This is a genomic window from Streptococcus sp. KHUD_018, assembly GCF_054861215.1.
On record NZ_CM142176.1, the window covers coordinates 1,787,977 to 1,807,218 of the forward strand.

Genomic DNA, 19,242 nt, shown 5'->3' on the forward strand with positions numbered 1-19,242 from the left:
GTTTTATTATATAAAAAAAGTGGACAATTGTCCACTGGGAAAATCAAATTTTAACAGACACAACTGGAGGTTCTGAACAAAAAACTGGACTAGCCCTAGCAACTCCTACTCTAATTTTTGCAACAGCTTTACAACTTGCTGATTATCAATCCTCACATAGTATACACCACTATCATTGACAAGTTTATCCTCTTTATACTTAGCAATTTTTACAGCATAAATACCTCTTGGTAGGGGTTGGTTGGCAAAAAATTCCTTCATGAGCGCTTCAAGCTCTTTAAGATAGTCATCATACAAGAGATCTCTTTTTTCCTTCGGAACGAAATATTGAAATTCAAATGTCGGTATAAAAATCTCTTTTTGGAAAAGATATTGAGCATCCATTGGATACATCCCTTGCAGAGCTTGGCCCTTGCTTTGATTTTCCTCTAATATTTCATTATAAAGATAGATATTATCAGATTGGTTATTAAATTCAAAACCAATACCTTGATACTTCAAATCAGGCAGTTTAGGATCTTTGATTGAACTGTCCAAGCTTTTTAAAAATTCGCTGGTGCCTGGACTAACCTCAATCCCTAAATAGGCTAATTCTGGGAAAACATCATAAATTTTTTTATAATTCTTGTAATCAACCTCTGCATCTGTCTTTCTATATGTTTTATTTTCCGAAAAGCGAGTATAGTATTTAAATCGAGTTTTAACCTGATAGGTTTTTCCAGCTATATTTTCACTATAGGTACCATGGATTATAAATCCTCCCACACTTGTATAGTTTTTCTCGTATTTTTCTAACTCAAACTGTCCTGTAAGACCGTAATTTTGATAAGAACGATACACAGCTTGCTCAATCTCAGTTCGACTTGCATGGGCAAACAGCCCCCACATATCCATTAGAGCAAGAATAGGACTACTCATTGTGAAGATTACGATTGGGATCACTATGGATAAGCAACCTATTAATAGCCAATTTCTTTTCTTGGGATTTCCTCCAGTTTTTTTACCAGTTTTCTGTTTCCTTTTTAAGATTAGAATGAGCAAAACCAAAAGCACTAATACTAATAAAACCAAGCTACAATCTCCTTTTACTTTGGACAGTTGTTAACAGGTAGATAGGAGACTGACAGAAATACTCGTCTCACCTGCTAACTTATCCTGAATTCCATAAACTCGTCTGAAACGAGGAGCAACCCTTGTCTCATTATACCACATGAGCAATACCGTGGGAAGACGAGAAAAGAAAAAAACACCCCATGGTGTGAACCATGGAGTGTTGAAAATGCTGTATTGTAGCTGGTTCTTAACGTTTAGAAGCAACTGACTTTGTCAGATTGCAGCCACATTTGTAAGCGACTAAAGTCGCAACAACTGTGTTAATTGCACCAATTTAGTATGAAAATATAAAAAAGAACACCCCGAAAGGTGCTCTTTGTAAGTATAGTAATTCTCTCGAATTAACGTTTACTAAATTGTGAAGCTTTACGAGCTTTCTTAAGACCTGGTTTTTTCTACATTATGATATTTATGGTAAATTATCACTAAAATCAAGTAATTTTAAGAGATAAATCCTCAATATTTACATATATAATCCTTTTGAAAATCGAGAGGTTATCAAAGGGTTATCACATTTTAGTTTTCGGAGCTTATGTAGTTGAGAAATACGAAATACTGTATCATAAAGATGATGTACAGTTTAGCAACAAATATACAGTTTCTTCGTGCCTGGACAATTTCTTTTTCTATCCTGAAGATATTTAAACAGTTCTATATATTATTTCTTGTGAGTAATTTTTATCAAAAAATTTCATAGATAAGTCCTATATATAATCATGATAAAGTAGTAAAAATAGTTGTTATCCTAGTTGATTAAAAAAGTCTTTGATTTCCTCATCTTTTATAAAATAATATATAATTTTCCCCTCTCTTCTAGTATCCAAGATGTTTTGATTGGCTAGTTTACGAAGATGGTGGGAGGCAGATGCCATACTGAGATTTAGTAAACAGGCTATATCACAGACACAGAGTTCTTCAACAGCAAGGAGATAAAAGATGATATTTATCTGTTTATTATCGGTAAATTTTGTTAAAATGCGAAGTGATTTTTGGACTTTTTCCTTTTCAAGGTAGTTCGTTGCGGTTGTAATATTTTGCTGATTTATAACATTCACTTGGCAGATACTATCTTTTTTCATAATATTTTCTCCTAGCCTAATATAGTCCATAGTATGTCAAAACTGTTATTTTCAATCAGGATATATATCCCCAATCCTAAATAAACAACGGCAATAAACCATCTGCTATATTTTTCCAAAATTTCTCCAACAGAAGAGACTTGTGCCAATTTTTGGGCAGAAAAAACCAAGAGATAAATCATGACTAGAAAGGTAAGTAAAGCTACTATCAAATTTGCTAAATTTAAGGTAGTAAAATATGGAACAAAGACACCAATATTGTCAGCACCACAACTTGCAAAAGTAATCATAGCGACTAGAAATATCAGGTTTTTATTATCTTTGCGCAAACCTTCTTTGGCAATAGCTTCTCCATCAGAATCTCCTAAAAGCAAAACTTTGAGACCTAGGAAAATTGGAATCAAACCGAGTAAACCTAAAATCTCTTTACTAGGAATATAATTTAAGACAAATGCAAAAAGCAAACTTAGCAATATTAGACTAACAGAGCCTAGAAATTGTCCTAAATAGATGTTAATGATGTCTTTTCTGCTTTTTCTTTTGGCAAAAAATAACATTAGGATAATAAGTAAGTCTACGGCTGTCCCAGAATACAGGATTATTGAAGTAACAACATTTTGAATCATAAAACACCTCATTCAAATATATTTTTGAATGTATTCTAACATTAAACTTTGTAGATGTCAACTTAAAATCCACCAAAATATAGATAAGAAGTTAGTGTACCAAATATTAAAAAGCCCTGCCATCGAAATGACAGCAGGGCTTAACTTCAATATCCAGATAATATATTTATCTAAAAAAGGTACAGTTTTTATTGATTTGTAGTGCGATATAATGAGTTTCCAAAAATCAAAAATCGCTTAAAATCAATATTTTGACATCTATTGGCGTGTACTGAAACCCTTACTTAACCTCTGTAAGGATATAATTACGGTACCAGTATATCATAAATAATAACAAAATCTTGACTTTCCGAAACATAATGATTTTCCCGAAAGAAAGAGATCAACCTAAAAAATTACTGTCTTACTTATGTAATGTTTCTTTAATATAATATAGAAATAAAAAGTATGTAAATGAAAAGATTTATCACATTACTTTTAGTGTCTCTATCTACAATTTTATTAATTGCATGCTCTAACCAATCAAGCAATTCTTTAGATGGCGAATACCGTTGAATAAACGAGAGTAGAAATGAAGTTGCCTTTACCATTTCAGGTAACAAAGGAAATAGCAACAAAGGAGAGGCCGACACCTTTACAATTGATAAAGACAGTGCAACAATCGAACCGACTGGCTCTAATATCATAAACCGAAAAGAGAATTATACCTTCAAGGATGACGTATTCACTGTAGATATTTCAGGAACAAAGCAGGAGTATTACAAAAAGGATAGTGAAGAAATACAGCGACAAGTAAAACCCTCAAACTATTTGATATTCTTTATACAATAAAAACGCTTTTGTACTGACCCCAAAAGTTAGATTTTTTCTGTCTAACTTTTGGGGGTCAGTACACACCCGCATAGCGGGTATTTTTTTGTCTCGCACCTAGCAGAGTGAGACAGGCTAATAGTCACATAATAAAAAATTTACTTAAAGTCAGATTTTAAATACTTTAGAATAGTTCTTTCTAAAACTTACTCCCAAATTTTTTTGCTCGTATAATTCATCAGGGGTTTGGGGATTCCCCAAAATTCAAATCATCCCAAAAAGTACATACACTTTGTGTATACAAATTTTAGGATGATTTTGGGAGTGTGTGTATACAGACTCTGAGCTCGCAAAGTCATATTATGAGAAATCTTTCCTTCTCAATAAAATAATCCCAAAAATCAATTTGACTGTCATTTGTGTGTACAAATATTTTAAGAAGATATATAAAAAACGCTGCAAAATTTTTAACAGCGTTTCCTTATTTTAAAATTCTCATATGTCTTTCTTTTTTATGGTTAGCATCATAGTATTCCAGCATCGCATGATACAAACGAGCCTTCGTTTTATCTTGTTGTTTAATTCCATGAAGAAATAATTCTGCTCGCTTTAATTTCAATATGTATTCACATATCTGATCAAAATCCTTATCCATATTACTTTTGAAAATAAACATCTTTTTCCTCCATCACATCAACTATTTTTTGCATCAAAATAGACATATCCATTTTGTTTTCATAGCTTATTCTCCCAACTACAGTTGCAAGACGGGCTATAGAATTGATATTCTTTCCGACTTGTTCCAACTCTTCTGTTAAAGGAACTAAACCTTCAAAAGAGACTTTTTGGATGTTCAAATCTGTTCGTATTAATTTTTGTCTAGCAAACTCAGAAAAATTACGAATATTTTCCTTCCTCATACAATCATTTAATTTTTTATTTTCTTCTTCCGTCAAAAACACCTGTTTCAACACAGATTTTATTCTCATGGTCCTATCACCTCGTTTTCTTATTTAGTCGTTTTACAAGTTCTTTCACTTGTTTACTTGTCTTCTTTTCATATTCTATCATCAGCTCAACGCAGTAGTGAAATATCCTTACATTATCCAAATCCTCACTTTGTTCTGCTATTCTTTCTAACTGACGTAAGTTATTGATAATTCTTCCAACTTGAAATATAAAGTCATGATAAGATTCAAAATCAAATTGAAGATAAATAGGCGAGCTCTTAAATAACATTTTTCTGGCATAAGAGGAAAAACTTAGATGATTTGTCATTTCAATCAAGTTATTCACTATTTCATTTTGCTCCTCAGTGATGTAACATTTCTTTAGAACAGTCCTATATCTACTCATTTATCATATACTTCTTTCGGGCATTTTCATGGGCAATAGCTTTGCACTCCAGCATACGTTCCTGCTTTAAATTCTCCATAGACTTAAATAAATACGCCAAAGGAGACGTCGCATCCTCAGGAATCCGTTCAATCATGCTAATGACTTCATCACTAGTTACATACCCACTAGCCAAATACTCGCCTATCTTCATCTTCTGAGCATGTGTTAAAGTGTAATTGTTAGGATACAAAAATCTATCATTGTACTTATAAGAAATGGATTCTAACAAAGAATAATATTTGGGTGGAATATAAGTTTCAGGCTTTCTAGAACTATTATCCAGTATATTCTCAATCTCTTTCTTATTCTTACTCTTGTTCTTAATCTCTTGCGTTACATTATCATTTTCATCCGTTACTGTAACGTTACAGTCTAAAACGAGTTGTGGCTCGCCTGTAATTAGTGCTTTTTGTTTTTGTCTATGACGAGCAACACGTTCCCTAGTTTGTTTTCTAATCTTTTCTAGTCCATCTATATTCTGATGTTTCTCCCATTTTGGAATGGTAATAGCGCCATCTATGATTTCTATCATGCCAAATTCTTCAAACATGCTGAGAGCTAATTTTACAGATGTAGCCTTTCGCCTAAACACTGTTGAAAGCATCTCTTCTGTGTAATAAACCTTGTTCCCTAGACTTAATATGCCACTATTATTTTGCTTTCCTGCAAGCACCAGAATTTTAAACCATATTACAATAAGAGTATCTCCTTCTGGCATTGATTCTATTAGCTGAATTTTTTCATCATCAAATATATCTGTTGTTATCTTGATCCACTGAACACCATTCATACGAGTACCTATCTTTCATATTGCTTCAACCATCGTGTTACTGCTCTTTTATCGTATAAAGTCACTCCATCAATCACCATGGTTGGCATTCCTTCTTTCGTCCATTTTTGGATTGTTGTCGTAGATACATCTAACCACCTAGACAAACCTGACATACGAACCATAGGTTTATAAAGTTCTTTATCTTCAAATACTCTTGCTACAGCATTTGAAATCATCTCATCATAGTGAGCACGTAATTGCTTCTCTAATTCTTTAGGAAGCTGGACAACTAAAGTAGTTTCCGACATAAATTCACACCTCATTTCTAAATTAAATAAGCTCCGAAACCATTTAATTTGTTATTCATTTTGAATTATATATCCTTTTTGAATTTTTGTCAAGCTTTTTTATTCAAAAAGAATAAAATGTGTTATAATGATAAAAAGGAGGTTCTTATGACGAATCATATTACTAAACTGATAGAAAATAGCGGAAAAAAATTGACAGAAATTAGCGAAGCTACAAATATAGCCTATCCTACACTTTCTGGATACAATCAAGGAATCCGCAAACCTAAAAAAGATAATGCTGAAAAATTGGCAAAATACTTTAATGTTTCCGTCGCTTACATTATGGGACTTGATAGCAACCCACACGCTCCATCAAATCTTAAAATTGTTACAGATAGTTTCAAAACATCTAAAATTGGTTCTGTAACACCTTTTAAAAGCGATATGGAGAAGTTAAAGAAAAGTATCGAATTTGGCGAAAGGGCATTAACACTACCACTTGATGATAGTTTTTCAGATGAATTTCGTCATATATTCTCAGAATACCTAGCTGAGAAAAACAAACGTTTTATGTCTGAGTTTATAGACTATATGAATCACCAAAATAAAGACTCTAAAGTTTGGCAGAGCTGGATTAAAACAGACGAATACGCTATCCGACAAGAAGATAGAAAAAATAGATAGACACTCATTTCTCAATTACATAAGCTCCGAAAACTTAGATACGGAGAAAAAATGTCTATACACAAATACAAAACAAAAAAAGGAATCCTTTACTATGTCAGCTTTTACATTGGCTTAGATGCTTATGGAAAGAAAAAAAGGCACTTAAAGAGAGGATTCAAAACCAAAAAGGAGGCAAAATTGTACGAAGCTCGTTTAGAAGCTGGTGTCGTCTCCCCCACAGTAAATACCGAAAAATCTAATCCCAAAGTCACTTATAAAGAACTTTATCATGAATGGTTTAAGGCTTATGTTGGTACCGTTGAAGAAACAACTTCTTCCCAAACAAAGAATATCTATCGAATACATATTCTACCAGTATTTGGAGATAAATTTATCGAGCAAATCAGTCCTTTAGACTGTCAAAACTTTATTACACAAAAATCTCAGACTTTCAAAAATATCAAACAGATAAAATCCTATACCTCAAAAATTTTTGATTTTGCAATCAACATGAACTACATTGATCGAAATCCAATGAAGAATGTTATCATGCCTAAAATAAAAAAAACTAGATCAGATAATTTTTGGTCTCTGGAGGAATTACATCATTTCCTTGATATAGTGAAAGAAACTGAGCCATTTAAACATTTTGCTTTATTTAGACTTCTTGCATTTAGTGGACTACGAAAAGGGGAGTTATACGCTTTAAAATGGGCTGATATTGACTTTGATAGCAATCTATTGAACATAGATAAAAGTCTAGGAAGAATTGACGGTAAAGCGATTGAAAAGAGCACAAAGAATGAATCTTCAGTTCGTACAATCTATCTTGATGATGAGACAATCGATATTATTAAGCAATGGAGAAATTTCTATCTGAAAGAACAATCTCAGTTTCCTATTACCAAGCTGAATATTAGTAACGAATATATGTTCTCTTACATATCAAGTAATGACAAAATTGAACCTTTGCATGCTGATTACATTAATAACGTACTGAATCGAATTATTAAAAAGCATAAATTAAAACCAATTAGCCCACATGGGTTTAGACATACACATGCAACACTTATGTCTGAAATTGGAATCGATCCTTCTAATACATCAAAACGTCTCGGTCATGCAAGCAGTCAGATGACATTAGATGTCTATACTCACACCACGAAAACTGGTGAGAAAAACTCTATTGACAAATTTGCAGATTATCTCAATAAAGCAAAATAAATCATGATTTTTAAAATTTAGAAGAGGTTATCAGAAGGTTATCACAAAGCTATTCTAGCTCAAAAATCGACAAAAAAGCACTTTGCAAAATCTTTGCAAAGTGCTTTGAAACGTTGATATAATCGTATTGATTAACGTTTTGAGAATTGTGATGCTTTACGAGCTTTCTTAAGACCTGGTTTCTTACGTTCAACTTTACGTGAGTCACGTGTAAGAAGTCCTGCGCGTTTCAATGAATCGCGGAAGTCTGGGTCTACTTGAAGAAGAGCACGAGCGATACCGTGACGGATAGCTCCTGATTGACCAGCGTATCCACCACCTACAACATTAACGAAAACGTCGTATGAACCTACAGTTGAAGTAACTGCGAATGGTTGGTTGATAACAAGACGAAGGTCAGCGTGTGGGATGTACTCTTCAACATCTTTTTTGTTAACGGTGATTTTACCAGTTCCTGGAACAAGGCGAACGCGTGCAACAGCGTTTTTACGACGTCCAGTACCTGCATATTGTGCTTGTGACATACTTTATTGTTCCTTTCCTTAGATAAGTCCTGAAATATCAAGAACTTCTGGTTGTTGTGCAGCGTGAGTGTGCTCAGCTCCAACGAATACTTTCAATTTCATACCTTGAGCGCGGCCAAGAGTATTGTGTGGAAGCATACCTTTAACTGATTTTTCGATCAAACGTACTGCATTTTTAGAACGAAGTTCACCAGCAGAGATTTGTTTCAATCCACCTGGGTGGTTTGAGTGAGTGTAATAGATCTTATCAGTTGCTTTTTTACCAGTCAATTTAACTTTTTCAGCATTGATAACGATTACGAAGTCACCTGTATCAGTGTGTGGTGTGAATGTTGGTTTGTTTTTTCCGCGAAGTACGCTAGCAACAACTGCTGAAAGGCGTCCAAGAGGTACATCAGTTGCGTCAACAACGTACCATTTGCGTTCTACTTGGCCTGGTTTAGCCATGAATGTAGTTTTGTTCATGATTTCTCCTATATGAATATCGTTTTTGTTTACGGGGCGGATGTTCCGGTCCGCGGGGTATTTGAAAGGTTCCGGGGCCTTACAAATGGGGTAAACAATACCGTCTACTATCATACCAAATTTTACTACTAAAAGTCAATAGATATGAAAAATATTTTTACTGATTTCGCTGTTTAACATCTAGAAAAACCTCGCTTTCGCGAGGCTCTCCTATTTGTAAGCTAGGGCACGTTTAAAGGTTTTCCAGATTCCCAAATCATCCGTTTGAAGGACTAGGCTGGCATACATACGTCCGATAAAGACTGTTGCAGTGACTGCAAAAGCAACCGTTATGGCTAGAGAAATCCAAGCTTCCAGACCACTTGCATACCCATTTATAGCTCTAAATGGCATAAAGAAGGTCGAGATGAAAGGAATATAGGAACCAATTTTCAGAACTAAATTGTCCCCAGCAGCACCTAGAGAAGTCACACCGACAAATCCTGCTATAATCAAGATCATCAATGGCGACAAGGCCTTTCCTGAATCCTCAGGGCGAGAAACCATGGATCCTAGGAAGGCTGCCAAAACAACGTACATAAAGAGGCTAACCAAGACAAACAATAAGGTATTGAGCGAGAAGGCCTCTCCCAAGTGGTTTAAAATACCAGATTGTGCCAAGATAGGGATATCTTTAAAGAGCAGAATGGCAGCCAGTCCACCCACGACGTAAATCCCAATATGGGTCAAAATCACAAGAAGCAAAGCTAGCATGCGAGCGTAGAAATAATGACTAGCTCGGATACTAGAGAAGACCACCTCCATGATTTTGGTTCCTTTCTCGCTAGCCACTTCTTGAGCAGTGACGCTAGCATAGGTAATCAAAATCATATAAAGGAAGAAACCGAGCCCTGCGGCCGCAATGGTTTGAATAATTTTTTTATTTTCCTTGGATTCATCAATCTTCTCAGTAAAGTCAACAGTTTGACTCAAGCGTTTTTCCTGTTCTTGAGACAAATTGGCTGCCGAACGATTGAGTTGGTATTGCAGTTCATTTAGCTTATTGGTTACAGCTAGCTTGATGCCACTTTCAAGAGAGGTTTCACCATGATAGACGGCCTTGATGATGCTGTCCTCTTGGTCGACGGTTAGGTAACCCTTGATTTTCTCATCCTTGACAGCCTGCTGAGCACTGGCCTCATCTGTATAGTCAAAGTTAATCCCATTGGTACCCTTGAGTCCTTCTGTCACAGATGGCACCGTTGTCACCACTGCCACCTTGCTATTCTTGGCCATAGAAGACCCTTGGAGATAGCCAATTCCCACAGATAAGGCTAAAAATAGGAACGGCGAAATCACCATAAAGAAGAAACTCCACGACTTGACATGCCGAAGATAGGTTTCCTTCATTACAACCCACATATTTCTCATACTTCCACCCCTGATTCTAGTTTAAAGATTTCATCGATTGTTGGAGCTTGTTGGTCAAAGGTCGCAATATATTGACCTTGAGTCAGGATTGGGAAGAGTTCCCTTCCAGCACTCTCATCATCGAGGATCAATTTCCAACTGCCTTGCTTGGTCAAGCTCACCTGTTTGACGTGAGGAAGTTTTTCCAGTTCTTCCTTGCTTCGTTCACTTGAAACAAAGAGACGTGTTTTCCCGTATTGATTGCGAACCTCTTGGACTGGTCCATGTAAGACCACACGCCCATCACGAATCATCAGAATATCATCGCAAAGTTCCTCGACGTTGGTCATAACATGGTCAGAAAAGATAATGATTGCACCGCGCTCTTTCTCTTTCAAGATGACCTGCTTAAGCAACTCAGTATTGACTGGATCCAAACCACTAAAAGGTTCATCCAAGATAATCAAGTCAGGCTCATGGATCAGGGTGATAATAAGCTGAATTTTCTGCTGATTCCCTTTGGAGAGGCTCTTGATTTTATCAGTCAGCTTTCCTTTCACTTCCAATTTCTCCATCCATTGAGGGAGTTTTTCCTTGACTTCCTTAGCATCCATGCCTTTTAGAGTCGCCAAGTAACGAACTTGCTCAAGGACTGTCAACTTGGGCATGAGGCTGCGTTCCTCAGGCAGATAGCCAATTCGAGCATAGGTTTCCTGACGAATCTCCTGCCCATCCAGACTGATCTCTCCTTGATACTCTAAAAATTTCAACATACTGTGGAAAATCGTTGTTTTCCCAGCACCATTTTTCCCTACAAGCCCAAGAATCCGTCCTGGACTTGCTTGAAAATCTACACCAAACAAGACTTGCTTGGAACCGAAACTTTTCTCTAGATTTCTTACTTCTAGCATTTTCCACCTCCGAAATATGTTGCACTTATTATACTCCTTTTTGATAGCCTTTACAAGGATTTATGTACATTTTTATCTTGTTCATCCTTCCTTAAAAACTAAACTCTCTAAGGATTTTGAGTACCCAAGTGATAGAACAATTATAGCCCATTAAAGTGCATAAAGGTGCTCTTACTCCTCAATTGTCCATTTTTGATCCTGAACTGTCCTTTTGAAACTAAAAATCCACCCCGAAGGATGGATTGATGAGTTAACGCACTTCTGCATTGACTTTTTCTTCGAGTGATGCTTGGATTTTTTCCATATAGCGTGCGACTTCTTCGTCTGTCAAGCTATCTTCTGGATTTTGGAAGGTCAAGCTATAGGCCATTGACTTCATACCAAGTCCCAATTTTTCACCTGAGAAGACGTCAAAGAGTTTGATATCTGTCAAACGTTTCACGCCTGCAGCTCGGATAGCATCTACAACTTCTTGGTGAGTGACTTCTGCCTTGAGAAGTAGAGCAATATCACGACTAACCGCTGGGAATTTGGTAATTTCCACAAATGGAGTAGCTGGTTGAAGGGCAACTTCGATGGCTGAAAGGTTGAGCTCCGCTACATACGTTTCTGGAATATCATAAGCCTTCGCAGTGACTGGATGCACTTGACCAAGGAAACCAAGAACTTGGTCACCGAGTGAAATCACAGCTGTACGGCCTGGGTGAAGACTAGCAATTTCATCTGTTGCTGTATAAGTCACTTCAAGCCCCAAGCGAGCAAAAAGCGCTTCAAGGATTCCCTTAGCATAGAAGAAATCAACTGGAACTGCTGCTGTTTGGAAGTCTTTTTCAGCAACCAAGCCTGTCAAGGCAAAGGCAAAGCTGTTGATCTCATTTGGAAGTTCTTCTTTTGGATTACCTGTTTGTTCAAAGACTTTTCCAATCTCGTAAAGTGCCAAGTTTTTGTTCTTACGAGCCACGTTGTAGGCAACTGTATCAAGGATACCAGAAATCATATTTTGACGGAGGACAGAACGGTCCACTGTCATTGGCCACATAAGTTCTGTAAGGTTACTTGGCTGAGCTGTAAACTCAACTGCTTTTTCAGGAGTTGTCAGAGCGTAGGTAATGATTTCTGTCAAACCTGCTCCTTCAGCAATAGTACGAACTTGACGGCGAAGTTTTTGTGTCGCAGTCAATTCACCAGCTGTACCGTCATCTTTTGGAAGACTGGTTGGCAAGCGGTCATAACCATAGATACGAGCGATTTCTTCAAAGAGGTCAGCTTCGATAGTGATATCCCAACGACGACGTGGTACGCTGACTGTAAATGATTCTGCATTGCCAGAAAGGCCAAAGCCAAGACGACGGAAGACATCTTCGACATCAGTGTATGAAAGCTCCGTACCAAGGACGCGGTTAACGTCTTCAAGAGTCGAAGAAACTTCCACATCTGAAGTATCAAGCTGGCCTGCTGAAACGATGCCCTTACGCACCGTCGCACCTGCAAGATCAGCAATCATGCTCGCTGCAGCATCAAGGGCTTCGTTAACAGTTGCCACATTGATGCCTTTTTCAAAGCGAGAAGATGATTCCGAACGAAGGTTGAGGCGTCCGCTAGTCTTACGAATCGATTTGCCATTGAAAACAGCAGCTTCAAGGACGACACGACTAGATTTTTCAGAGATTTCTGTTGCTTGACCACCCATGACACCTGCAAGGGCTACTGGTTTGTCAGCCACAGTGATGACTAGGTCAGTTTCTGCAAGTTCACGTTCTTCACCGTCCAAGGTCACCAATTTTTCACCGACACGCGCTTCACGTACACGGATGTCAGTTCCTTCAAAGGTATCCAAGTCAAAGGCATGCATCGGTTGACCAAAGTAAAGCAGGATGTAGTTTGTCACGTCAACTACGTTATTGATTGGACGGATGCCTTCGTTCATAAGAAGGTTTTGCAACCATTGTGGACTTGGTGCGATGGTCACATTGTCCAAGATACGAGTCGCATAGTAAGGAGCCTTGTCTGTTTCAATGCCTACAGAAAGTGCATCTGCTGCTACTTCGTTTGTTTCTGTTAGAGTAAATTCTTTAAAGTTAACTGCCTTGTCATAGATGGCTGCCACTTCGTGCGCTACTCCACGCATAGATAGAGCATCTGCACGATTTGGAGTAATGGAAAGTTCGATGATTTCATCATCCAAGTCTAGGTAAGAAAAGACTTCGTCCCCAGGAACTGCATCTTGAGGCAAGATTTGAATGCCATCTGCGAATTCCTTTGGCACAACTGAGTCAGAAATCCCCAATTCACCAAGTGAACAGATCATCCCAAGCGACTCCAAGCCACGGATTTTCCCTTTTTTGATCTTGTAGTTGTCAGCGATACGAGCTCCCGGAAGAGCCACCATGACCTTGATGCCTGCGCGCACATTTGGTGCACCGCAGACGATTTGACGGGCTTCTTCTTCGCCAACGTTAACCTGACAGACATGGAGGTGAGTTTCCGGCACATCTTCGCATGACAAGACCTCACCGACGACAATTTTTGAGAGACCAGTAGCCGGCGATTCGACACCTTCTACCTCAATCCCTGTGGTTGACATTTTTTCAGCCAACTCTTGTGATGGCACATCAATGTCCACCAATTCTTTTAACCATTTATAAGATACAAGCATAATTCTGATTGTAAGATCTCACCGAGTAAGACCTTTTCAATTCCTTTCTTTTTCTTCGTGTCAGTCCTCACCATTCTCATCAAGAGAAAATGACTAGGACTCTATAGGACTGTGTTTCAGGTTTCAATCTTATTTAAACTGTTCTGAGAAGCGGACATCTCCTTGATAGAATCCACGGATATCGTTGATTCCGTAACGGAGCATAGCGACACGCTCTTGACCAAGACCAAAGGCAAATCCAGAGTAAACAGTCGCATCGATGCCACTCATCTCAAGGACACGTGGGTGAACCATACCGGCACCCATAATCTCGATCCAACCTGTTTTCTTACATACGTTACAGCCGTCTCCTCCACACTTGAAGCAAGAAACGTCCACCTCAACAGATGGCTCAGTGAATGGGAAATAAGACGGACGCAGACGGATCTGGCGCTCTTCACCAAACATTTTTTGAACAATCAACTGAAGCGTTCCTTGAAGGTCAGCCATAGAAATGTTCTTCCCAACAACTAATCCTTCGATTTGGTGGAATTGGTGACTGTGAGTCGCGTCGTCCGTATCACGACGGAATACGCGCCCCGGTGAGATCATCTTCAAAGGACCTTTTGAAAAATCATGGGCGTCCATAGCACGCGCCTGAACTGGAGACGTGTGGGTACGGAGTAAAATCTCTTCTGTGATGTAGAAGGTGTCCTGCATATCGCGAGCTGGGTGATCTTTTGGAAGATTCATACGCTCGAAGTTATAGTAGTCTTGCTCCACTTCAAAACCATCCACGACTTGGTAACCCATACCGATGAAAATATCTTCGATTTCTTCACTGGTTTGTGTCAAAACGTGACGGTGACCAACCGCAACTGGACGACCTGGAAGTGTCACATCGATGCTCTCACTTGCTAGTTGAGCTGCAACTTTCTTTTCTTCCAAGAGCTTAGCTGTTTCTTCAAAGGCTGCCGTCAAAACATCACGCGCTTCATTAACGTGTTTCCCGATGACAGGGCGCATTTCAGCCGATACATCTTTCATTCCTTTGAGAATTTCAGTAAGCGACCCTTTTTTCCCAAGTACAGAGACACGTAAGTCTTGCATCTCTTTTTCATTTTCAGCAGTAATCTGCTTCAAGCTAGCCAGCGTTTCTTCTCGAAGCGCTTTTAATTGTTCTTCAATAGTTGACATAATTCCTCCATCAGTCTCTCGTAGATAAAAAGAAAACCACATGCCAAAAACTCCACTCGGAGCGTTGACACGCGGTACCATCCGTTTCATCTGACAAGTCAGACCTTCATTTCTAAATCCATGCGCAAGTGAATTCACTCAGCTTTCATATAGAGAGCTTGCAGTCATGGCTCTCCTCCCTGATATACTTCCCCTGAGATACTAGTCTTGCGGATTCCTATTCAATTACTACTTAGTTTATCAGATTTTTACCATTCTTGCAAGACCTATCTCACCTCTGCTTGCCTTTAAATCGCCATTGGAAGCGGAGCTTGTCATAGAAGGGAAACTCGATAAACAAGACTCCCAAGCCCACACAGAGACTGGCAAGAACATCTGATGGATAGTGAACTCCCAGATAGACCCGAGATAACAGTACACTGACGAGGTAGAAGCCAAGGACAATTTGCACAATTTTTCTCCAGACTGGATCTTTCATCCGCTGACTGAGAATGACAATCAAAGTCCCTACCATCAGCGTCACTGCCAGAGAATGCCCACTTGGAAAAGAAAATCCCTTCTCCTCTACCAAGTGTAAGATAGCTGGTCGTGGACGCTGGTAGATGTTTTTAAAGATCACGATTAAAAGACCGGCTAAGGCTAGATTACCCGCCATGAAGTAGCTTTCTATCTTCCACTGCTTACGATAAAAGATAAAGACTGCAATGGCAACCCAGGTGATAATCACCGGGATATCAATCAAATGCGTAAGCGCACGGAACAGAACTGTCAAATAATCTGGCAAGTCCCCACGAAGGGCAGTCTGAATCGGTTGATCAAAACCGACCAGCGTTTCAGGATAGAACTTAACCATGTAGCCAAGAAGGACGAAAAGTAAAAGGGCAAAACTGCCCTTCATTAAAAATGTTTGTTTATCTCTCATAATGTTTTAAGGTTGGTTTCAAGAGGACGTATAACAACCAGAATGAAACGGCAAAGATTACACCCTCAATCAAGTTAAAAGGTAATACCATAGTCATTAGGTAGTTGGAAAGTCCCAAAATTTTTCCAATATCAAAGTTGGCAAACTTCGCGTACAAAGGAACAGCATAGACATAGTTGAGAACCAACATAGCAGCAGTCAAGCCGACAGTTCCCGCTAGAGATGCTAGTAGGAAACGAAGGGTGCTGCGTTCCTTTTTCCAAATCAAACCAAAAGCGATAACAAAAACTCCCAAGGCTACGATATTCATTGGTAAGCCAATGTAGGTATTCACTCCCTGGCTATTCAGAAGCAACTTCAAGAGTGATCGAAGCAAGAGAATGCCTAGAGCAGCTGGCAAATCCATCACCACTAAGCCCACAAGGACTGGCAAGATACTAAACTCGATCTTGAGGAAGGTCGCCGCTGGCAAGAGCGGAAAGTCAAAGTACATCAGCACAAATGAAATGGCTGATAAAATCGCAATGGTCGAAAGTCGACGTGTGTTTGTCATAACAGGTTCCTCCAATTTTCTATAAAATCAGAAGAAGTTGGAAAGGATCCCTCTATCTATTCTCACTTTTTATATCCCAAAAGTTCCCTCTCACTCTTTTGAGCAAGCGGTTGCAATTCATCTATAAACTCATCAGAACAGACAAGGCTATTCTTTCGTCTTCTCCCATCCAGACTATACTGTCGGTTGTGGAATCGCACCACATCAGCTTGCGCTCGCGGACTTCTTTAACTAAGATATTTTGGATTAATCTAGGCGTCGCAGTCGAAGATAATACTTGAGTATATCAAGACAAGACAACGAAGAGTACGCCAGAATAGCTAGTTAAAGTCACCGCCGGTCGGGAATTACACCCAGCCCTGAAGACCCCTTTATCATAACAAAAAACGCTTGCAAGTGCAAGCATTTTGATTATTTCAATTTATCTGCTTCATAGGTGTGAACAAGCTCAAGACCTGCAAAATTTTGCTGACGGAGAGCTTCGTAGACGATCATGCAGACGGTATTGGACACATTGAGACTGCGGACATGTTCATCGTTCATAGGAATACGGAGAGCTTTCTCAGGATGGTCTCGCATAAAGTCCTCAGGCAAGCCCTTGTCTTCACGTCCAAAGAGAAAATAATAGTCCTCGTCCGTCGATAAATCTGCTTCAGAATAGACCTTTTCCGCAAATTTTGAAATCAGATAGAGTTTACCCTTCATCTGAGACATGAAATCTTCCAAACTGTCATAAAAATAAATCTCAAGCTTATCCCAGTAGTCCAAACCAGCTCGCTTCATCTTGCGGTCATCAATCGGAAATCCCATCGGTTTGATGATGTGAAGGGGAGAATTGGTCGCAGCGCAAGTACGCGCAATGTTACCTGTGTTTTGTGGAATCTGAGGTTCAAATAATACAATGTGATTTGTCATGACTGGCTTCCTTTTATCATTACAAAAAAATAGCCACACTGCCCGGAGTCAAGCTCAGCAAACAGCGTGGTTAAGGCATCGTTAACTTACCTCACAACAGGTTTGAAGTAAATCAGCGAAACTACTTTCTTAGTATAACACTTTCAGAATCAATGTCAATAGAAACGACTTGATTTTTTTACTTTTTTTATTATATTTTCATACCGAGACATTCACTTTCAAAATAGCCTTAGCAAGAGAGTAAAATCACTTCAAATCAGAGATATTGTTATAGAAGTTAAGCATATTTATCTTCAAAAACTTGAAAAAGTCCTTTCTTCTCCCAAAAATCGGCTTGGCAAGTGCATTTTTTGCTAAAAAAGGGTATGATAGTTACATCATGAAAAAGTAGGTTTTTTATATGAAAATTGTCCTTGTTGGTGGAGGGAAAGTCGGTTTTGCCCTCTGTCGTTCACTAGTAGCGGAAAACCATGACGTTGTCCTCATCGAGCAAAATGAAGCTGTACTTAACCATATTGTCAGTCGCTTTGATATCATGGGCCTTCTTGGAAATGGTGCTGACTTTGCCATCTTGGAGCAAGCCGGCGTCCAAGAGTGTGATATCTTTATCGCTCTAACTGAATACGATGAAGTGAATATGATTTCAGCGGTACTTGCTAAAAAAATGGGCGCTAAAGAAACCATCGTTCGGGTACGAAATCCTGAATACTCTAATGCCTATTTTAAAGAGAAAAATATTCTTGGATTCTCACTTATCGTTAACCCAGAACTCCTAGCAGCGCGTGCGATCTCAAATATCATTGATTTCCCTAATGCCCTCTCTGTTGAACGATTTGCTGGAGGTCGGGTCAGTCTCATGGAGTTTGTTGTCAAGGATTCTAGCGGTCTTTGTCAAATGCCAATCTCAGACTTCCGTAAAAAATTTGGGAATATTATTGTCTGTGCTATGGAGAGAGATCATCAACTGATGATCCCAAGTGGTGATGTTACTATCCAAGACAAAGATAGGATTTTTGTTACGGGAAATCGTGTAGATATGATGCTTTTCCATAACTATTTTAAATCTCGTGCAGTGAAAAGCTTGCTTATCGTTGGAGCTGGAAAGATCGCTTATTATCTTCTCGGCATTTTAAAAGACAGTCGCATTGATACCAAGGTCATCGAGATCAATCCTGAAAGAGCTCGTTTCTTCAGCGAAAAGTTCCCCAATCTCTATATTGTCCAAGGAGATGGAACTGCAAAAGACATTTTGCTTGAAGAAAGTGCTCCCCACTATGATGCAGTCGCAACCTTGACTGGGGTTGATGAGGAAAATATCATCACTTCTATGTTCCTTGACCGAGTTGGCGTCCATAAGAATATCACCAAGGTCAATCGAACAAGCCTTCTAGAGATTATCCACGCGCCTGATTTTTCGAGTATCATCACACCAAAAAGCATCGCAGTGGATACCATTATGCACTTTATCCGTGGTCGAGTAAACGCTCAGTATTCAGATCTTCAAGCCATGCACCATCTCGCAAACGGTCAAATTGAAACTCTCCAATTCCAAATCAAGGAAGCTAATAAAATGACTGCCAAACCTCTATCACAGTTGAAATTGAAAAAAGGGGTTCTCATCGCAGCCATTATCCGAAAAGGAAAAACAATCTTCCCTACTGGAGAGGATCTGCTTGAGGTGGGAGACAAGTTACTCGTGACGACCTTATTGCCAAATATCACCAAAATTTATGATTTGATTGAGAGGTAAAAA

At 38.7% G+C, this 19,242-nt stretch carries 20 protein-coding genes, 1 pseudogene and 1 riboswitch; of the genes and pseudogenes, 5 read left to right on the forward strand and 16 right to left on the reverse strand.

Features of this window, described 5'->3' with window-relative positions:
• Positions 1-105: 105 nt before the first annotated feature.
• From ACVBD2_RS09010 to ACVBD2_RS09020, 3 genes are all read right to left on the reverse strand, one after another.
• Entirely contained in the window at positions 106-1,071 is a 966-nt protein-coding gene (locus tag ACVBD2_RS09010) for a hypothetical protein (RefSeq protein WP_461685648.1), read from the reverse strand.
• A 782-nt stretch (positions 1,072-1,853) separates the two neighbouring features.
• Positions 1,854-2,192: a Cd(II)/Zn(II)-sensing metalloregulatory transcriptional regulator CadX gene (gene cadX, locus ACVBD2_RS09015; RefSeq protein WP_461685649.1), complete on the reverse strand. Its 339-nt coding sequence runs from the start codon at positions 2,190-2,192 to the stop codon at positions 1,854-1,856.
• Between the two features lie 11 nt (positions 2,193-2,203).
• Positions 2,204-2,818, reverse strand: coding sequence for a CadD family cadmium resistance transporter (locus ACVBD2_RS09020; protein WP_000615750.1), 615 nt, complete (start codon positions 2,816-2,818; stop codon positions 2,204-2,206).
• A gap of 28 nt (positions 2,819-2,846) precedes the next feature.
• Here ACVBD2_RS09020 and ACVBD2_RS09025 point away from each other — a divergent pair, with 28 nt between their 5' ends.
• Positions 2,847-3,020 carry a FanG protein gene (locus tag ACVBD2_RS09025; protein ID WP_071788300.1) on the forward strand — a complete coding sequence of 58 codons (174 nt, stop codon included), beginning with the start codon at positions 2,847-2,849 and terminating at the stop codon, positions 3,018-3,020.
• Positions 3,021-3,271: 251 nt separating this feature from the next.
• Positions 3,272-3,649: pseudogene (locus ACVBD2_RS09030) on the forward strand (hypothetical protein).
• A gap of 460 nt (positions 3,650-4,109) precedes the next feature.
• Here ACVBD2_RS09030 and ACVBD2_RS09035 read toward each other — a convergent pair.
• From ACVBD2_RS09035 to ACVBD2_RS09050, 4 genes are all read right to left on the reverse strand, one after another.
• Entirely contained in the window at positions 4,110-4,304 is a 195-nt protein-coding gene (locus ACVBD2_RS09035; RefSeq protein ID WP_000469564.1) for a hypothetical protein, read from the reverse strand.
• Positions 4,285-4,617 carry a hypothetical protein gene (locus tag ACVBD2_RS09040; protein WP_001220782.1) on the reverse strand — a complete coding sequence of 111 codons (333 nt, stop codon included), beginning with the start codon at positions 4,615-4,617 and terminating at the stop codon, positions 4,285-4,287. Before ACVBD2_RS09040 ends, ACVBD2_RS09035 begins: the two co-directional genes overlap by 20 nt.
• A 359-nt stretch (positions 4,618-4,976) precedes the next feature.
• Entirely contained in the window at positions 4,977-5,816 is an 840-nt protein-coding gene (locus ACVBD2_RS09045; protein WP_001014727.1) for a phage replisome organizer N-terminal domain-containing protein, read from the reverse strand.
• 8 nt (positions 5,817-5,824) lie between these two features.
• Positions 5,825-6,106 (reverse strand): hypothetical protein, encoded by a 282-nt coding sequence (locus ACVBD2_RS09050; protein WP_000005472.1) that lies wholly within the window; start codon positions 6,104-6,106, stop codon positions 5,825-5,827.
• Positions 6,107-6,253: 147 nt separating this feature from the next.
• On the opposite strand from ACVBD2_RS09050, the gene ACVBD2_RS09055 reads away from it, so the two are divergent.
• Positions 6,254-6,772: a helix-turn-helix domain-containing protein gene (locus ACVBD2_RS09055; protein WP_000181350.1), complete on the forward strand. Its 519-nt coding sequence runs from the start codon at positions 6,254-6,256 to the stop codon at positions 6,770-6,772.
• A gap of 51 nt (positions 6,773-6,823) precedes the next feature.
• Positions 6,824-7,978, forward strand: a complete 1,155-nt coding sequence (locus ACVBD2_RS09060; protein ID WP_461685650.1) for a tyrosine-type recombinase/integrase — start codon at positions 6,824-6,826, stop codon at positions 7,976-7,978.
• 131 nt (positions 7,979-8,109) lie between these two features.
• Here the strand turns inward: ACVBD2_RS09060 and rpsI are convergent, their stop codons facing one another.
• From rpsI to ACVBD2_RS09105, 9 genes are all read right to left on the reverse strand, one after another.
• Positions 8,110-8,502 (reverse strand): 30S ribosomal protein S9, encoded by a 393-nt coding sequence (rpsI, locus tag ACVBD2_RS09065; RefSeq protein ID WP_000075973.1) that lies wholly within the window; start codon positions 8,500-8,502, stop codon positions 8,110-8,112.
• Positions 8,503-8,520: 18 nt separating this feature from the next.
• A complete protein-coding gene (gene rplM / locus ACVBD2_RS09070) occupies positions 8,521-8,967 on the reverse strand; it encodes a 50S ribosomal protein L13 (protein WP_001044624.1) in 447 nt (148 codons plus the stop codon).
• A gap of 210 nt (positions 8,968-9,177) precedes the next feature.
• Positions 9,178-10,377 carry an ABC transporter permease gene (locus ACVBD2_RS09075; RefSeq protein ID WP_461685651.1) on the reverse strand — a complete coding sequence of 400 codons (1,200 nt, stop codon included), beginning with the start codon at positions 10,375-10,377 and terminating at the stop codon, positions 9,178-9,180.
• On the reverse strand, positions 10,374-11,267 hold the full coding sequence (locus ACVBD2_RS09080; RefSeq protein WP_461685652.1) for an ABC transporter ATP-binding protein: 894 nt from the start codon (positions 11,265-11,267) through the stop codon (positions 10,374-10,376). Before ACVBD2_RS09080 ends, ACVBD2_RS09075 begins: the two co-directional genes overlap by 4 nt.
• Positions 11,268-11,517: 250 nt before the next feature.
• Positions 11,518-13,923, reverse strand: coding sequence for a phenylalanine--tRNA ligase subunit beta (gene pheT / locus ACVBD2_RS09085; RefSeq protein ID WP_461685653.1), 2,406 nt, complete (start codon positions 13,921-13,923; stop codon positions 11,518-11,520).
• A gap of 129 nt (positions 13,924-14,052) precedes the next feature.
• On the reverse strand, positions 14,053-15,099 hold the full coding sequence (gene pheS, locus ACVBD2_RS09090; protein WP_461686304.1) for a phenylalanine--tRNA ligase subunit alpha: 1,047 nt from the start codon (positions 15,097-15,099) through the stop codon (positions 14,053-14,055).
• A 271-nt stretch (positions 15,100-15,370) separates the two neighbouring features.
• The gene (locus ACVBD2_RS09095; protein WP_461685654.1) at positions 15,371-16,021 is read right to left on the reverse strand and encodes a phosphatase PAP2 family protein; all 651 of its coding nucleotides are present in this window, start codon (positions 16,019-16,021) and stop codon (positions 15,371-15,373) included.
• Positions 16,011-16,574, reverse strand: a complete 564-nt coding sequence (locus ACVBD2_RS09100) for an ECF transporter S component (protein ID WP_000185844.1) — start codon at positions 16,572-16,574, stop codon at positions 16,011-16,013. Before ACVBD2_RS09100 ends, ACVBD2_RS09095 begins: the two co-directional genes overlap by 11 nt.
• Before the next feature lie 153 nt (positions 16,575-16,727).
• Positions 16,728-16,945, reverse strand: a riboswitch (FMN riboswitch).
• Positions 16,946-16,985: 40 nt separating this feature from the next.
• Complete coding sequence (locus ACVBD2_RS09105) at positions 16,986-17,489, reverse strand: tRNA (cytidine(34)-2'-O)-methyltransferase (protein WP_461685655.1); 504 nt, start codon at positions 17,487-17,489, stop codon at positions 16,986-16,988.
• 400 nt (positions 17,490-17,889) lie between these two features.
• On the opposite strand from ACVBD2_RS09105, the gene trkA reads away from it, so the two are divergent.
• Complete coding sequence (gene trkA, locus ACVBD2_RS09110; RefSeq protein ID WP_461685656.1) at positions 17,890-19,239, forward strand: Trk system potassium transporter TrkA; 1,350 nt, start codon at positions 17,890-17,892, stop codon at positions 19,237-19,239.
• The last annotated feature ends 3 nt before the right edge of the window (positions 19,240-19,242 follow it).

Excerpts from the sequence above, each read along its gene's own strand:
- trkA (WP_461685656.1), top strand. The coding sequence starts at position 17,890 with ATGAAAATTGTCCTTGTTGGTGGAGGGAAAGTCGGTTTTGCCCTCTGT.
- ACVBD2_RS09075 (WP_461685651.1), bottom strand. The coding sequence starts at position 10,377 with ATGAGAAATATGTGGGTTGTAATGAAGGAAACCTATCTTCGGCATGTC.
- ACVBD2_RS09105 (WP_461685655.1), bottom strand. The coding sequence starts at position 17,489 with ATGACAAATCACATTGTATTATTTGAACCTCAGATTCCACAAAACACA.
- ACVBD2_RS09025 (WP_071788300.1), top strand. The coding sequence starts at position 2,847 with ATGTATTCTAACATTAAACTTTGTAGATGTCAACTTAAAATCCACCAA.
- ACVBD2_RS09095 (WP_461685654.1), bottom strand. The coding sequence starts at position 16,021 with ATGAGAGATAAACAAACATTTTTAATGAAGGGCAGTTTTGCCCTTTTA.
- ACVBD2_RS09100 (WP_000185844.1), bottom strand. The coding sequence starts at position 16,574 with ATGACAAACACACGTCGACTTTCGACCATTGCGATTTTATCAGCCATT.
- ACVBD2_RS09055 (WP_000181350.1), top strand. The coding sequence starts at position 6,254 with ATGACGAATCATATTACTAAACTGATAGAAAATAGCGGAAAAAAATTG.
- ACVBD2_RS09040 (WP_001220782.1), bottom strand. The coding sequence starts at position 4,617 with ATGAGAATAAAATCTGTGTTGAAACAGGTGTTTTTGACGGAAGAAGAA.
- ACVBD2_RS09020 (WP_000615750.1), bottom strand. The coding sequence starts at position 2,818 with ATGATTCAAAATGTTGTTACTTCAATAATCCTGTATTCTGGGACAGCC.
- ACVBD2_RS09080 (WP_461685652.1), bottom strand. The coding sequence starts at position 11,267 with ATGCTAGAAGTAAGAAATCTAGAGAAAAGTTTCGGTTCCAAGCAAGTC.
- ACVBD2_RS09045 (WP_001014727.1), bottom strand. The coding sequence starts at position 5,816 with ATGAATGGTGTTCAGTGGATCAAGATAACAACAGATATATTTGATGAT.
- ACVBD2_RS09060 (WP_461685650.1), top strand. The coding sequence starts at position 6,824 with ATGTCTATACACAAATACAAAACAAAAAAAGGAATCCTTTACTATGTC.
- rplM (WP_001044624.1), bottom strand. The coding sequence starts at position 8,967 with ATGAACAAAACTACATTCATGGCTAAACCAGGCCAAGTAGAACGCAAA.
- cadX (WP_461685649.1), bottom strand. The coding sequence starts at position 2,192 with ATGAAAAAAGATAGTATCTGCCAAGTGAATGTTATAAATCAGCAAAAT.
- ACVBD2_RS09035 (WP_000469564.1), bottom strand. The coding sequence starts at position 4,304 with ATGTTTATTTTCAAAAGTAATATGGATAAGGATTTTGATCAGATATGT.
- pheT (WP_461685653.1), bottom strand. The coding sequence starts at position 13,923 with ATGCTTGTATCTTATAAATGGTTAAAAGAATTGGTGGACATTGATGTG.
- rpsI (WP_000075973.1), bottom strand. The coding sequence starts at position 8,502 with ATGTCACAAGCACAATATGCAGGTACTGGACGTCGTAAAAACGCTGTT.
- ACVBD2_RS09050 (WP_000005472.1), bottom strand. The coding sequence starts at position 6,106 with ATGTCGGAAACTACTTTAGTTGTCCAGCTTCCTAAAGAATTAGAGAAG.
- pheS (WP_461686304.1), bottom strand. The coding sequence starts at position 15,099 with ATGTCAACTATTGAAGAACAATTAAAAGCGCTTCGAGAAGAAACGCTG.